14 protein-coding genes and 5 tRNA genes are annotated in these 12,667 nt (G+C 47.2%); 18 read left to right on the plus strand and 1 reads right to left on the minus strand.

What is annotated here, in order from left to right; translation table 11 throughout:
- The first annotated feature begins 67 nt into the window (after positions 1-67).
- Positions 68-1,156 (plus strand): flavodoxin-dependent (E)-4-hydroxy-3-methylbut-2-enyl-diphosphate synthase, encoded by a 1,089-nt coding sequence (gene ispG / locus ACZ5KY_RS06675; protein WP_464243122.1) that lies wholly within the window; start codon positions 68-70, stop codon positions 1,154-1,156.
- A gap of 7 nt (positions 1,157-1,163) precedes the next feature.
- Here the strand turns inward: ispG and ACZ5KY_RS06680 are convergent, their stop codons facing one another.
- Positions 1,164-2,654: an AAA family ATPase gene (locus ACZ5KY_RS06680; RefSeq protein ID WP_464243123.1), complete on the minus strand. Its 1,491-nt coding sequence runs from the start codon at positions 2,652-2,654 to the stop codon at positions 1,164-1,166.
- Between the two features lie 238 nt (positions 2,655-2,892).
- Between ACZ5KY_RS06680 and ACZ5KY_RS06685 the strand changes: the two genes are divergently transcribed.
- The 17 genes from ACZ5KY_RS06685 to rplL all read left to right on the plus strand — a co-directional run bounded on the left by ACZ5KY_RS06685 (position 2,893) and on the right by rplL (position 12,597).
- Positions 2,893-4,608 carry a proline--tRNA ligase gene (locus tag ACZ5KY_RS06685; RefSeq protein WP_464243124.1) on the plus strand — a complete coding sequence of 572 codons (1,716 nt, stop codon included), beginning with the start codon at positions 2,893-2,895 and terminating at the stop codon, positions 4,606-4,608.
- A gap of 3 nt (positions 4,609-4,611) precedes the next feature.
- Complete coding sequence (locus ACZ5KY_RS06690) at positions 4,612-5,844, plus strand: DUF4388 domain-containing protein (protein WP_464243125.1); 1,233 nt, start codon at positions 4,612-4,614, stop codon at positions 5,842-5,844.
- Positions 5,841-6,557, plus strand: a complete 717-nt coding sequence (gene pyrF / locus ACZ5KY_RS06695; protein ID WP_464243126.1) for an orotidine-5'-phosphate decarboxylase — start codon at positions 5,841-5,843, stop codon at positions 6,555-6,557. The genes ACZ5KY_RS06690 and pyrF overlap by 4 nt, the downstream gene beginning before the upstream one ends.
- Positions 6,557-7,297: a 23S rRNA (guanosine(2251)-2'-O)-methyltransferase RlmB gene (gene rlmB, locus ACZ5KY_RS06700; RefSeq protein ID WP_464243127.1), complete on the plus strand. Its 741-nt coding sequence runs from the start codon at positions 6,557-6,559 to the stop codon at positions 7,295-7,297. Before pyrF ends, rlmB begins: the two co-directional genes overlap by 1 nt.
- A 136-nt stretch (positions 7,298-7,433) precedes the next feature.
- A tRNA-Thr gene (locus ACZ5KY_RS06705) sits at positions 7,434-7,509 on the plus strand.
- Positions 7,510-7,549: 40 nt separating this feature from the next.
- Positions 7,550-7,634, plus strand: a tRNA-Tyr gene (locus ACZ5KY_RS06710).
- Positions 7,635-7,737: 103 nt separating this feature from the next.
- Positions 7,738-7,814: transfer RNA gene (locus ACZ5KY_RS06715), tRNA-Gly, on the plus strand.
- 25 nt (positions 7,815-7,839) lie between these two features.
- Positions 7,840-7,915: transfer RNA gene (locus ACZ5KY_RS06720), tRNA-Thr, on the plus strand.
- 102 nt (positions 7,916-8,017) lie between these two features.
- Complete coding sequence (gene tuf, locus ACZ5KY_RS06725) at positions 8,018-9,208, plus strand: elongation factor Tu (RefSeq protein WP_464243128.1); 1,191 nt, start codon at positions 8,018-8,020, stop codon at positions 9,206-9,208.
- A gap of 52 nt (positions 9,209-9,260) precedes the next feature.
- Positions 9,261-9,410 carry a 50S ribosomal protein L33 gene (gene rpmG / locus ACZ5KY_RS06730; protein WP_464243129.1) on the plus strand — a complete coding sequence of 50 codons (150 nt, stop codon included), beginning with the start codon at positions 9,261-9,263 and terminating at the stop codon, positions 9,408-9,410.
- A 33-nt stretch (positions 9,411-9,443) separates the two neighbouring features.
- Positions 9,444-9,520, plus strand: a tRNA-Trp gene (locus ACZ5KY_RS06735).
- A gap of 31 nt (positions 9,521-9,551) precedes the next feature.
- Complete coding sequence (gene secE / locus ACZ5KY_RS06740; RefSeq protein WP_464243130.1) at positions 9,552-9,737, plus strand: preprotein translocase subunit SecE; 186 nt, start codon at positions 9,552-9,554, stop codon at positions 9,735-9,737.
- Positions 9,738-9,752: 15 nt separating this feature from the next.
- Positions 9,753-10,286, plus strand: coding sequence for a transcription termination/antitermination protein NusG (gene nusG / locus ACZ5KY_RS06745; RefSeq protein ID WP_464243131.1), 534 nt, complete (start codon positions 9,753-9,755; stop codon positions 10,284-10,286).
- A 28-nt stretch (positions 10,287-10,314) separates the two neighbouring features.
- Entirely contained in the window at positions 10,315-10,737 is a 423-nt protein-coding gene (gene rplK, locus ACZ5KY_RS06750) for a 50S ribosomal protein L11 (RefSeq protein ID WP_464243132.1), read from the plus strand.
- Between the two features lie 17 nt (positions 10,738-10,754).
- Positions 10,755-11,456: a 50S ribosomal protein L1 gene (gene rplA, locus ACZ5KY_RS06755; protein WP_464243133.1), complete on the plus strand. Its 702-nt coding sequence runs from the start codon at positions 10,755-10,757 to the stop codon at positions 11,454-11,456.
- A 191-nt stretch (positions 11,457-11,647) separates the two neighbouring features.
- The gene (gene rplJ / locus ACZ5KY_RS06760; protein WP_464243134.1) at positions 11,648-12,166 is read left to right on the plus strand and encodes a 50S ribosomal protein L10; all 519 of its coding nucleotides are present in this window, start codon (positions 11,648-11,650) and stop codon (positions 12,164-12,166) included.
- A gap of 53 nt (positions 12,167-12,219) precedes the next feature.
- A complete protein-coding gene (gene rplL, locus ACZ5KY_RS06765) occupies positions 12,220-12,597 on the plus strand; it encodes a 50S ribosomal protein L7/L12 (protein ID WP_464243135.1) in 378 nt (125 codons plus the stop codon).
- The last annotated feature ends 70 nt before the right edge of the window (positions 12,598-12,667 follow it).

The raw sequence follows: 12,667 nt of genomic DNA on the forward strand, positions 1-12,667 counted from the left end.
ATTGTTACCATTGTGGCCGACGAGGTTGTTGTCGGTGTTAAGTAGATAGCTATTGAAGGGGTAGAAGATGGAACCGTTTCGGCGAAAAACACGCACACTGAAGTTAGGCACTATGGATATTGGCGGCGAAGCCCCTGTTTCTGTGCAATCAATGTGCAACACTGATACACGTGATGTGTTGGCAACTATGAATCAGATTGATGCCCTCGTTACTGCTGGCTGCGAAATTGTACGTTGCGCCGTTCCCGACGAATCTGCAGCCATGGCATTGAATGATATTGTGACGAAGTGCCCCATTCCGTTGATTGCTGATATTCATTTCGATTATCGTTTAGCTCTGAAGGCTGTTGATAGTGGTGTGGCTGGTTTGCGTATTAATCCGGGCAACATTGGCGAAAACTGGAAGGTCGCTGAGGTGGTTAAGGCGTGTGCTGAGCGGCAGGTTCCGATCCGGATCGGCGTAAATGGCGGTTCGCTCGAAAAAGAGCTGTTAGAAAAATATGGCCATGCCACGGCACAAGCGATGGTGGATAGCGCTTTAGGTCATATTCGGATTTTAGAGGATCTTGGTTACGAGCAGATGAAGATCAGTCTCAAAGCCTCTGATGTTCGACGCACGGTCGCAGCATATCGTCTGCTGGCGGATCAAGTTGATTACCCGCTACATATTGGTGTTACCGAGGCGGGAACCACGTGGGCTGGTACTATCAAGAGTGCCGCAGGACTTGGTGCGCTCCTTTACGATGGTATTGGTGATACGATACGTGTCTCGTTAACGGGAGATCCCGTTGAAGAGGTGCGGGTCGGTTGGGAGATCCTCAAGGCGATGGAGTTGCGTCAACGTGGCCCCATCTTTATCAGTTGTCCCACCTGTGGCCGCTGTCAGATTGACTTGATCCCCGTTGCCGAAGAGGTGGAGCAGCGCTTACAGTCGTTGTCAGTACCGCTGACCATTGCCGTAATGGGTTGTGTGGTTAATGGCCCCGGAGAAGCTCGCGAGGCCGATCTAGGTATCGCTGGTGGTAAAGAGATGGGTTTATTGTTTCGTAAAGGTGATATTATTAAGCGTGTGCCGCAGTCTCAGTTGGCCGATGCTCTCGTTGCCGAAGCATTGGCGATGGCCGAAGAGCAAGAGGCCTCACTGGAGGACCAGTAACAGTAGATTACCGTTCGCCGCGTGTGCTGGCAGGAACGGCCCGTTTAAATGCCCAGGCTTCAATTTTCTTGATCTGCTCAGCCATGGTGACAGAGATAGGTACAGTGCGACTGATCGCTTCCATAATATCTTTAGCAGAGAGGGGGCGCTTGAGGGCTAGCGCTTCAAAGCATGCGCTGGCAACAGCCTGTTCTATCTCGGCACCCGAAAATCCTTTACTTGAATGAGCAAGTGTCTCGGGATCGAAAATTTCTGGATCGAGTCCGTGACGGGCGATGTGGATGCGAAAAATTTCCTGGCGTTCATCTAGCCCCGGTAGGGCAATGTAGAATATTTCGTCAAAACGTCCCTTACGAAGCACTTCGGCAGGGAGCATCTCAATTGCATTAGCGGTAGCAGCGACAAACACGGGGCTTTTCTTCTCTTGCATCCATGTTAAGAAATAACCCAATACGCGTGATGACGAACCTCCTCCCGATTTGAACCCCTGTTCCGAGATCCCCGATTCAATTTCATCAATCCAGAGTACACATGGTGCCATGGCTTCGGCCAGTTGGCAGGCTCGGTGTAGGCTGCTCTCAGGTGAACCATGGGTTCCAGCGTAAATCGTTGCCATGTCGAGTCGTACTAGCGGTAATCCCCAGCGTGCCGCGATGGCCTTGACGAACAAGCTTTTACCACAGCCACTAATCCCCATGAGCAACACCCCGCTCGGCAGATTGTTTCCTTGGCTGAGTTCTTCAGAGCCAAAGGCTTGCTCCCGTTTGTCCATCCAGTGTTTGAGGTTGTTCATCCCGCCAACATGATCGCCGTTAAGATCGTTTTCAACAAATTCTATGATGCCAGTTTGCTGGAGTGCTTGCTTCTTGTCGAGATGCAGGGCGGCAATAACCTCTTTGACGTCTTGACCGCGAGTGATCTTGGCCATTCGCAATGCGCGTTCGAGGCGAATTAAGTCTAGCCCTTGCGCTGCAATAACCAGCTTATGTAGAGCATCTTTTTGAGTTAAGATTTGGTCGAGGAATGGGTCATTGCTGCGACCGTTTTCTAAGAAGTTAGCTAGCTCTTGAGCGTTCGGCAATGGGTGCCTCAGGCGGACAATGTAATTGCTTAGATTTTCAGGGATCTGGATTGACTGAGCGAGGAAAACCAAGCACTTTCTGGTTGCCGATCGTTGTTGGGCAAAGTTGAGCAGAAGTCGTTGGATGATCGGATTGTCTTTCCAGTACCAGTGCATATCGAGAAAAATATAAACGCCGTGTCCTTGTTGCTCTAATGCCCAGCGTAGTGCTGCAATCGGCTCCTTGGTGTCTGCAACACCCTCAAACCCATCGGTACATGACCAGATCTGTGGTGCTGCTAACCCTTTAATTGCGTGTGTTGCCGCGCTGTGGATTAGGTGGGTTGCACGTTGCTCGTTTTCAGTCGAAATAGCGAGAAGTGGAGTTCCTGCTGCAACATGCTGGGCGAAGGTCGTAATGGTTAGGGTCTCTTTCATCTCAGCCTTCATCAATTTGGGGTGATTATGTGTATTTAAGAGGGGATAATCTTGTTAGTTAGCAGGAGCTTAGAGGATTTTGCGGGAAATGTCTACTCTGGGTGGCACCGCTTGCAATTTGCTAAGAAATACGCTAGCGTTGCAGGCTGTCCGTTGTGGATCAATTTATCGTTTAGTTTAACATCTTCCTTGCTGCGGCAAAGAACATAGCAATGAGAATAAAAAGGACCCATCGAATATGCGTTTAACCAATTATTTGCTGCCAACATTAAAAGAATCGCCAGCTGATGCCGAAATTGCTAGCCATAAACTGATGCTGCGCGCGGGAATGATTCGCAAGGTCGCTGCTGGAATTTATAGTTATCTTCCTCTCGGATTGAGGTCTGTACGTAAAGTCGAGCAAATCGTTCGTCAAGAGATGGATCGTGCTGGGGCTATGGAGTTGCTGATGCCGATGGTGGTTCCTGCTGAGCTGTGGCAAGAGTCTGAGCGTTGGGGGCAATATGGAAAAGAGTTGTTGCGAATTCGTGATCGTAAAGACACGGAGTTTTGCCTTAGTCCAACTCACGAAGAGGTGATTACAGACATCGTGCGCGGTACGGTTCGCTCCTATCGTCAATTGCCTATGAGCCTGTATCAAATTCAAGGGAAATTTCGTGATGAGATCCGTCCTCGCTTTGGTTTAATGCGTGGGCGCGAATTTATTATGAAGGATGCTTATTCGTTTGATTTGGATGATGCCAGTGCTGATATTTCATATGATAAAATGTATCGTGCTTATCAAAATATTTTTAAACGTTGTGGCCTTAACTTCCGTGCCGTTGAAGCAGATACTGGCAATATTGGCGGTTCATCGTCACATGAATTTATGGTATTAGCCGATTCCGGTGAGGATGCTATTGTCTCATGTGATAGCTGTGAATATGCTGCGAATGTCGAAAAAGCCCAAATTCGGTTAAAGAATCAAGAGCCTCCACAGGCTGTTGGTGAGGTGGCCGAGGTTGCAACACCGGGTCGTAAGACGATTGCTGAGGTCGCTAACTTTTTAGACCTACCACAAAGCCGATTGATTAAAACCCTGCTAGTGCAAACGGATACCGGTGAGCAGTTAGCCGTTCTGTTGCGTGGCGACCGAGAGTTGAATGAAATTAAACTGTGTCGCTTCTTGGATTGCATCGAAATTGAGATGGTTGACGAAAAAACAGTTGTTGAATTAACAGGGGCACCCAGTGGATTTGCTGGTCCTGTTGGTTTAGATTGTCGCATTATTGCCGATCATGAAGTACGAAATATGGTTGACTGTGTTGTCGGTGCCAATGCTGCTGATATGCACTGCGTTGGTGTGTGCCCCGGTCGAGATTTTGAAGTCAGTGAGTACGTTGATTTACGCCAAGCTGAAGCGGGTGACGGTTGCCCAAGATGTGAAGGTGCATTGCAGAGCTGGCGTGGTATTGAAGTTGGCCATGTTTTTAAGCTGGGGACAAAATATTCCAAAGCTCTGGGTGCAACGGTCCTCAATCGTGAGGGTAAGGATGTCCCATTGGTTATGGGCTGTTATGGTATCGGTATCGGTCGCACCGTTGCCGCTGCGATAGAACAAAACCATGATGATAATGGCGTTATCTTTCCGATGGCCATTGCCCCATTTCAGGTCATGATTACCTTGCTGAATGCTAAAGACGAGCAAGTAGTTTCTGTGGGCAACGAACTTTATAATTCATTGTTAAACTCGGGCATTGAGGCGGTGTTAGATGACCGTGCTGACCGTCCTGGTAGTAAGTTTAAGGATGCTGACCTGATCGGGGTCCCCATTCGGGTTACGGTAGGCGGCCGCGCGTTAAAAGAGGGTGCCTTTGAGGTTCAAGTGCGTGGTGGTGGCGAGCGTCAAATGATGCTGGTCGCAGAAACAGCTACGTGGTTGGTTGAAGAAGTTCAACGTCAGCTCGCAGGTTAATTTATGTATCGTGTTTGTTTGGATGATAGTGGACGTGTTGATCTGCCGCGGCGTGTTGCGGCAGCGTTGAGTTCAAACGACCTAGCGATAACGTCGTCATCTCCTCAACATGTATTACTTGCTGTTGATGGTGCTGGGGAAGCCTGTATGACGGCTTCTCTTGGCTCGATGGGGCTTGCGGACGTCCTCTCCTTTTTTAATATGTTTCGTAAAACAGGTGTTCTTTATCTTGATTTGTCGGATGGCAATCGTCAGGTGTTCTTTCAAGATGGCGAGATTATCTTTGCAACCAGTCAACGCTTTGAAGAGGACCTTGGCGAGATCTTATGTGAGCTAGGTAAGTTAGAACGTAATGTTTTGACAGCCATTCGCTCCGACATGGAAGAGGGGACAACTCTCAGCCAGGTATTAGTGCGTAAAAATATCGTTGTTGCACGCGACCTGTGGTTAGCTACGCGCCATCAGGTTGAAGCGATCGTTTACAACCTGTTCTCAAATCAAGATGGTGGTTGTTACTTTGTTGCACAGGAGCTGGAACGCGACGATATTGTTCGTCTGTCAATGAGTACGCAAAACTTGATTATGGAGGGCTTGCGGCGGGTCGATGAGCGAGCTCTTTATTTACGTCGCTTTCGTTCGATGGATGCCTCGCTTTCCTATACTGGAAAATCACCTGCAAACTTAAGTGATGAAGAAAAGAAGCTGGTGAGTTTTGTCTATTCCGTTCCTGCTACGGTAGCTCAGTTGGTCGCACGAGGTGGCTTGTCCGAATTTGATGCGTTACGGATATTGTACCAGCTACTTGAGAAGGGGTTAGTTGAGCTGTCTCAGCCCGAGGCGGTGACGGTTAGTTCCTCCTTTATGGAGTTGTTTGAAGTTTACAATGGCGTACTTAAGTTGCTCCATGATTGTATTAGCGAAACCACACCGAGTTTTTTGGAGGATGTGAATCGGTTTTTGCGTGAAGTGCCACATCCCATGCTGTATGTCGTTCGAGGGATCTGTCTTGAGAAGGATGGAGCCGTTGATGGTCGAATAATTATGAAAAATCTCGTTGGTCTTGAACCGCTCGAACAAAAAAAGATGATTGTCGAAGCGCTGAACGAATTGGTTTATATGGAGTGCACCATTGCCCGACGGGCTCTTGGCGCGCAAGGAAGTGCTGAATTGGTTCGTCGTGTTCAAGAGATAACGGCTCGAGCGAAACGTTTAGTTGGGGAGGATACTGGAGTATGAAAGAGCGTCTGATATTTGCATTAGATGTTGATAGCTTTGAACAGGCACGGAGTTGGGTGCGTTTGCTTCATGATGAAGTTGGTATGTTTAAGGTTGGTAAGCAGTTATTCACTCGTTGTGGGCCGCCTGTTGTGCAGATGATTCGTGATGAGGGTGGTGAGGTGTTTTTAGACCTCAAGTATCACGATATCCCCAACACGGTTGCCAAGGCGAGTATTGAAGCAGCGAGAATGGGCGTTAAGATGTTCAACGTTCATGCTCTCGGTGGTCGGACGATGATGAAATGCATGGTCGATGAAGTGGTGCGCGCTTCTCAGGTCGAGGGTTTTGATCTGCCTATTATGCTCGGTGTGACGATTCTGACCTCTTCAAGCGAATCTGATTTGCAAGATGTTGGCATTCTCAAGCCTGTCGTGGAGATGGTTCCACTGTTGGCAGATCTTGCACAAAAGTCTGGCTTAAGCGGAGTGGTTGCTTCGGCGCAAGAATTGGCCCTGATCCGTGCTGCGTGTGGTGATGATTTTGTCGTGGTAACTCCAGGCGTTCGTCCCGCTACGGCTTCTCAGGATGATCAGCAGCGTGTCATGACGCCTGCTGAAGCAATTCGTGCTGGTTCAAACTATCTTGTGGTTGGTCGGCCAATATCGAAAGCCGTTGATCCTGCTGCTGCTGCGCGTGAGATTGTTGCAGAGATGTCTCAAGGAGTAATGTAGTGGCAGACTTGTTGTATGGAGTTAATCCAATCATTGAAGCTCTCGAACAGAATCGTCAGCTTAAGGTGTTGTGGATATTACGAGGTGAAACAAAGCCTCGTGTACAGTTGGTTGTTGATCTCGCGCTGGAATCAAATGTAACGGTTAAGCGTGTTGAACGTTTTGAACTGGATAAAATGGTGGGTAAAGTGAGTCATCAAGGTGTGGTTGCTCAGCGCCTTGCACCCGAAAGAACAATTTCTTTTGTCGACTTATTGAATAATACCGAAGTTGGTAAACGATTTTTCCTCGTATTGGATGGAGTAACCGACCCGCATAACTTTGGTGCTTTAATTCGTTCAGCTGTTGCTGCGGGTTGCCAAGGAATTATTGTCGGTAAGGATCGTTCGTGTCCCCTTACTGCGGTCGTCGAAAAGACTGCTGCGGGTGCCACGGCCCATATCCCTATTTGTCGCGTCACAAACCTATCCAGGGCAGTCGAAGAGTTGAAGTCGGCAGGTGTTTGGGTGTACGGCTTAGCTGGAGAAGAGAGCAGTTGTCTCTATGATGTGGACTTGTGCGGTGATGTAGCCCTTGTTGCCGGCAGCGAAGGTAAGGGGTTGCGGCCAATTATTCGTAAGAGCTGTGATGCCTTATTGTCGATTCCAATGCTTGGTGCGATCGAATCTCTTAACGTTTCAGTGGCAACTGGAATCGCATTGTTTGAGGTTGTTCGTCGCCGTGTTGCAATTAAAAAGTAAAAAAGGATAAAAGGCTATTGACAGCCGGCGCCGAATCATTTATAAATCTCATCGCTTACGCAATCTTTTCATAAGCAGCTTTGGGAAATAAAAGCTTGCAATGCCTTGGCTGGTGTTGTATAGATTGCGACTCTGTGCTGGCGTAGCTCAATAGGTAGAGCACCTCACTTGTAATGAGGATGTTGTGGGTTCAATTCCTATCGCCAGCTCCATTAAAAAAGTAAAAGGCGCAAGCCTTTCAGAACGTCCCCTGGAGGGGTTCCCGAGTGGCCAAAGGGATCAGACTGTAAATCTGACGTCGTAGACTTCGGAGGTTCGAATCCTCCCCCCTCCACCACAATTTCATATCGGACGAAGACGGTCTGTCTGTTGCAGGAGCTTTTTAGCGAATACTGCAAAGGTGGGCCGCTGTAGTCCTTGGTGTAAAGTCTGAATTTTGGGCGGGAGTAGCTCAGCTGGCTAGAGCATCAGCCTTCCAAGCTGAGGGTCGCGGGTTCGAATCCCGTTTCCCGCTCCATAAATTCAAACCGGAACGACTGCTGGCCCACATAGCTCAGTAGGTAGAGCACTTCCTTGGTAAGGAAGAGGTCACCGGTTCAAATCCGGTTGTGGGCTCCACGTTCTAGTTTGGGTTGGATTCAGGTGGGCTATCTGTTGGAACCTTGTAAGCCGTATGGTTTAGTTATCGTTAAGTTTAAGTGATCGAGAGGAAGAGAAGTCATGGCAAAGGAAAAATTTGAAAGAACAAAGCCCCATGTCAACATTGGCACAATTGGCCACGTTGACCATGGCAAGACCACACTGACTGCAGCAATTACAAAAGTAATGGCTGGTCTGGGACAAGCAGAGATGCGCGCATTTGACCAAATTGACAATGCACCAGAAGAGCGCGAGCGTGGTATTACCATCGCAACAGCTCACGTCGAGTATGAAACAGCGGCTCGTCACTATGCACACGTTGATTGCCCCGGTCACGCTGACTATGTAAAGAACATGATTACTGGTGCTGCTCAGATGGACGGAGCAATTCTTGTATGTTCAGCAGCAGATGGTCCCATGCCTCAGACTCGTGAGCACATTTTGCTTGCCCGTCAGGTTGGTGTTCCTGCGATCGTTGTTTTCTTGAATAAAGCAGACATGGTTGATGATGAAGAGTTGATGGAGCTGGTTGAGATGGAGATTCGTGAGCTGTTGTCCGCTTATGACTTCCCCGGCGACGACCTCCCTGTCATTCCAGGTTCAGCTCTTAAGGCGCTCCAGTGTGCAACAGGTGAGGCTGATGAGCAACCCATTCACGATTTGATGGCTGCTGTTGATGCTTATATTCCTGAGCCTGAGCGTGCAGTTAATCTTCCGTTCTTGATGCCAGTTGAGGACGTGTTCTCAATCTCTGGTCGTGGTACTGTTGCAACAGGTCGTATCGAGCGCGGTATTGTTAAGGTTGGCGAAGAGATCGAAATCGTTGGTATGAAGGAAACAGCTAAGACAACCGTAACGGGTGTCGAGATGTTCCGTAAGCTTCTTGATCAAGGTCAAGCGGGCGACAACGTTGGCGTACTTCTTCGTGGTGTTAAACGTGAAGACATTGAACGCGGGCAAGTATTGTCGCACCCAGGCAGCATTAAGCCTCACACACGCTTTAAGGCAGAGGCATATATCCTAACAAAAGAAGAGGGCGGTCGTCACACTCCATTCTTTAAAGGGTATCGTCCACAATTCTACTTCCGCACAACAGACGTAACAGGAATCGTAGAATTGCCAGAAGGCGTTGAGATGGTAATGCCTGGTGATAATATCGCCATGACTGTAGATATGATCACACCAATTGCTATGGATAAAGAGCTACGCTTCGCGATTCGCGAAGGTGGTCGTACTGTTGGTGCTGGTGTTGTTAGTGAAATTATCGAGTAATCGAATTAGCTTTATTGTCTTCAGTTATTGAAGGTGAAAGCGGAGAATAAAAATGAGTGATATCGTAACTCTCGCTTGTACTGAGTGTAAGCGTAGAAACTATACAACGACAAAAAATAAGCGCAATTTGCCAGACCGTTTAGAGTTTAAAAAATATTGCCGCTTCGACCGTCGTCATACACTTCATCGCGAGACAAAGTAGTATTGCAGTGAGGTAACTGTTTATGATTGTTGCAGGCCAGTAGCTCTAATGGCTAGAGCACCGGTCTCCAAAACCGGGTGTTGTGGGTTCGAGTCCCTCCTGGCCTGCCAATTTAATTTTGTCGTCTTTGAGGTTTATATCGTGATATCTAAGGTTTCGACGTTCCTAGGGAATGTTAAAAGTGAACTTGTAAAGGTTACGTGGCCAACAAAGAAAGATACCTATTCGTCAACCTTCGTGGTTATCGCATTTGTATTTATGGTGGCAGTATTTCTCTGGGGGGTTGATAGCGTATTGTCGGTCCTAGTTAAAAAATTGCTTAGCTAATAGGATGCATTGTAAATGACAATGAAGTGGTACGGTGTACATACGTATTCTGGGTTTGAGTATAAAGTAAAGCTGAATCTAGAAGAGCGCATCCGCATGCTAGGTGTCGAAGATCAGTTTGGCGAGATACTCGTTCCATCAGAGGTCGTCGTTGAGTTAAAAAATGGCGAGCGTAAAACTTCAACTCGGAAGTTTTTCCCTGGCTATATTTTAGTTCAGTTAGAGTTGGACAGCGAAACGTGGCATATCGTTAAAGACACTGCGAAGGTCACGGGTTTTGTTGGCGGTGGTACTTCACCCCCACCGATTCCTGACGATGAAGTAGAAAAAATTATGGCACGGATGGAAGAGGGTGCTGAGCGTCCTAAGCCTAAAGTGTTGTATGAGGTAGGTGAAACAGTTCGGGTTGTCGATGGACCATTTCTTAATTTTACCGGTATTGTCGAGGACGTTAAGCCTGACAAGGGTAAGCTGAAAGTTATGGTAAGTATTTTTGGTCGAGTTACCCCTGTTGAACTAGATTTTATACAGGTTGAGAAGACCAGCTAGGCTGGGATGATAAGTCAAGGAGTTCGTAATGGCTAAAAAGGTAGTTGGGCAAATTAAGTTGCAAATTCCGGCAGGCAAAGCTAATCCTTCGCCTCCAGTTGGACCCGCGCTAGGTCAGCACGGTGTTAACATTATGGAATTTTGTAAGGCGTTTAACGCAAAAACTCAAGGTGAAGATGGGATGATTATTCCTGTTGTCATTACAGTTTTCGGTGATCGCTCGTTTAGTTTTATAACAAAGACTCCCCCTGCGGCAGTGTTGCTTATGAAGGCAGCTAAAATTGCAAAGGGGTCAGGTGTTCCCAATAAAGAAAAAGTTGGGAAGATTTCCGTAGATCAGGTGCGTGAAATCGCGCGGATCAAGATGCCCGATTTAAATGCGTTTGACGAAGATGCTGCAGTACGTACTATTTCTGGCACTGCTCGTAGTATGGGTCTTGAAGTCGAATAAAGTTGGAGTGATAGCACATGGCAACAGGAAAAAAAATGATAGCTGCCAAATCAAAAATTGACAGAGACGTTACTTATCCTCTCTCTGATGCAATTGGTTTGGTAAAGGAAGTGTCTTCGGCCAACTTTGACGAAACGTTAGATTTGACGGTACGTCTTGGCGTTGACCCCCGTAAAGCCGACCAAATGGTTCGTGGCGCTGTAGTGCTGCCTAATGGTCTTGGTAAAACGGTACGTGTCTTAGTTTTCGCTAAAGGTGAAAAAGCTCAAGAAGCTTTGGATGCTGGTGCAGACTTTGTCGGTGGTGATGATCTTGTGGCGAAAATTCAAGGCGGTTGGTTTGACTTTGATACAGCCATTGCGACACCTGACATGATGGGAACTGTAGGTAAAATTGGTCGCTTACTCGGACCCCGCAGTTTAATGCCTAATCCCAAGGTTGGTACTGTGACCTTTGACGTTGCTCGTGCAGTTAACGAATCAAAGTCTGGTAAGGTTGAGTACCGCGTTGAGAAAACAGGCATCATTCATGCCCCTGTTGGTAAGGTTTCTTTTGATCAAGAAAAGCTGGAAGAGAATGTATTGTCTCTTATGGATGCCTTGGTTAAAGCTAAGCCCTCAACAGCAAAAGGTGCCTACCTTAAGAAGATCAGTATTTCTAGCACAATGGGCCCAGGTGTTCTTGTTGATATCGCCGGTGTTCAAGCAGCAGTTAAGTAGTTAGAATTAAATCTTGCAGCAGGACAAGTATATTGTCCTGCTGTTTGTACGTTCCCTGTCAAAGACAGCAGGTACTTCGGTTTAAAGTTGTACGCCTGCCGAGACTGTATGAGACACTTCGTGTTCTCCCAGTTATTTCTAGACGCAGCAGGGATTTTTGTTCTAGAAATCTAGGAAAGGAGGAGAATTGAATGGCTATAATGAGTAAAACTCAGGTTATTGAAGAGCTGTCTGCAAAACTTGCGACGGCTAAGGCTGCTTTTTTGGCTGACTATCGCGGATTAACTGTTGATGAAGTTAATGAGCTGCGCGGTAAGCTTCGTGAAGCTGGCGTAGAGTACCGTGTTGTTAAAAATACTTTACTTCGTCTTGCTACGAAAGATACACCTTTTACCTGTCTTGATGAATACCTCAAGGGGCCTACGGCAATTGCAATTGCACAGGACGATCCTGTTGCTCCTGCAAAAGTACTAGCTGATTTTGCTAAAGCGAGCAAGGTTTTTGAGCTCAAAACAGCAGTCCTTGATGGTAAACTGTTAAGTCTTGCCGAAGTTAGCGCACTTGCTGAGCTTCCAAGTCGTGATCAGTTGCTTGCCAAAATGCTTGGTTCTATTAACGCACCAATATCTAATTTTGTTGGTGTATTAGCAGCTGTCCCACGTTCATTGGTGCAGGTTCTTGGCGCGATCAAAGACCAAAAAGAAGCATAAAACAATTAATAGACAACTTAAGCACATAAATTAATAGTGTGATGGAGATTAAAATGGCTGAAATTACAAAAGAGCAAGTAATTGAATTTATCGAAAGCATGTCAGTACTCGAGCTTTCTGAGCTAGTATCTGAGCTTGAGGACAAGTTTGGTGTATCTGCAGCGGCTCCTGCTGCTGCTGCTGCTGCTGGCCCTGCTGATGGTCCTGCTGCTGAAGAGCAAACAGAGTTTGATGTTATCTTGACTGCTGTTGGTGACAAAAAGATCAACGTTATTAAGGCTGTTCGTGCCATTACTGGTCTTGGCCTCAAAGAAGCTAAAGCTGTTGTTGACAGTGTACCTGCTCCAGTTAAGGAAGCTGCTTCTAAAGAAGAAGCTGAAGATGTTAAGAAACAACTCGAGGAAGCAGGCGCTTCAGTCGAACTTAAGTAGTAATTATTTCGATAATTCTGCTATAAGCCAAGGTCGTTTCTACGGCCTTGGCTGTTCTACGTTCTTTTCT

The sequence above is a fragment of the Desulfuromonas svalbardensis genome (assembly GCF_055389415.1).

Excerpts from the sequence above, each read along its gene's own strand:
- rpmG (WP_464243129.1), top strand. The coding sequence starts at position 9,261 with ATGAGTGATATCGTAACTCTCGCTTGTACTGAGTGTAAGCGTAGAAAC.
- tuf (WP_464243128.1), top strand. The coding sequence starts at position 8,018 with ATGGCAAAGGAAAAATTTGAAAGAACAAAGCCCCATGTCAACATTGGC.
- nusG (WP_464243131.1), top strand. The coding sequence starts at position 9,753 with ATGACAATGAAGTGGTACGGTGTACATACGTATTCTGGGTTTGAGTAT.
- ispG (WP_464243122.1), top strand. The coding sequence starts at position 68 with ATGGAACCGTTTCGGCGAAAAACACGCACACTGAAGTTAGGCACTATG.
- rplL (WP_464243135.1), top strand. The coding sequence starts at position 12,220 with ATGGCTGAAATTACAAAAGAGCAAGTAATTGAATTTATCGAAAGCATG.
- ACZ5KY_RS06690 (WP_464243125.1), top strand. The coding sequence starts at position 4,612 with ATGTATCGTGTTTGTTTGGATGATAGTGGACGTGTTGATCTGCCGCGG.
- pyrF (WP_464243126.1), top strand. The coding sequence starts at position 5,841 with ATGAAAGAGCGTCTGATATTTGCATTAGATGTTGATAGCTTTGAACAG.
- ACZ5KY_RS06685 (WP_464243124.1), top strand. The coding sequence starts at position 2,893 with ATGCGTTTAACCAATTATTTGCTGCCAACATTAAAAGAATCGCCAGCT.
- rplK (WP_464243132.1), top strand. The coding sequence starts at position 10,315 with ATGGCTAAAAAGGTAGTTGGGCAAATTAAGTTGCAAATTCCGGCAGGC.
- rplA (WP_464243133.1), top strand. The coding sequence starts at position 10,755 with ATGGCAACAGGAAAAAAAATGATAGCTGCCAAATCAAAAATTGACAGA.
- rplJ (WP_464243134.1), top strand. The coding sequence starts at position 11,648 with ATGGCTATAATGAGTAAAACTCAGGTTATTGAAGAGCTGTCTGCAAAA.
- ACZ5KY_RS06680 (WP_464243123.1), bottom strand. The coding sequence starts at position 2,654 with ATGAAAGAGACCCTAACCATTACGACCTTCGCCCAGCATGTTGCAGCA.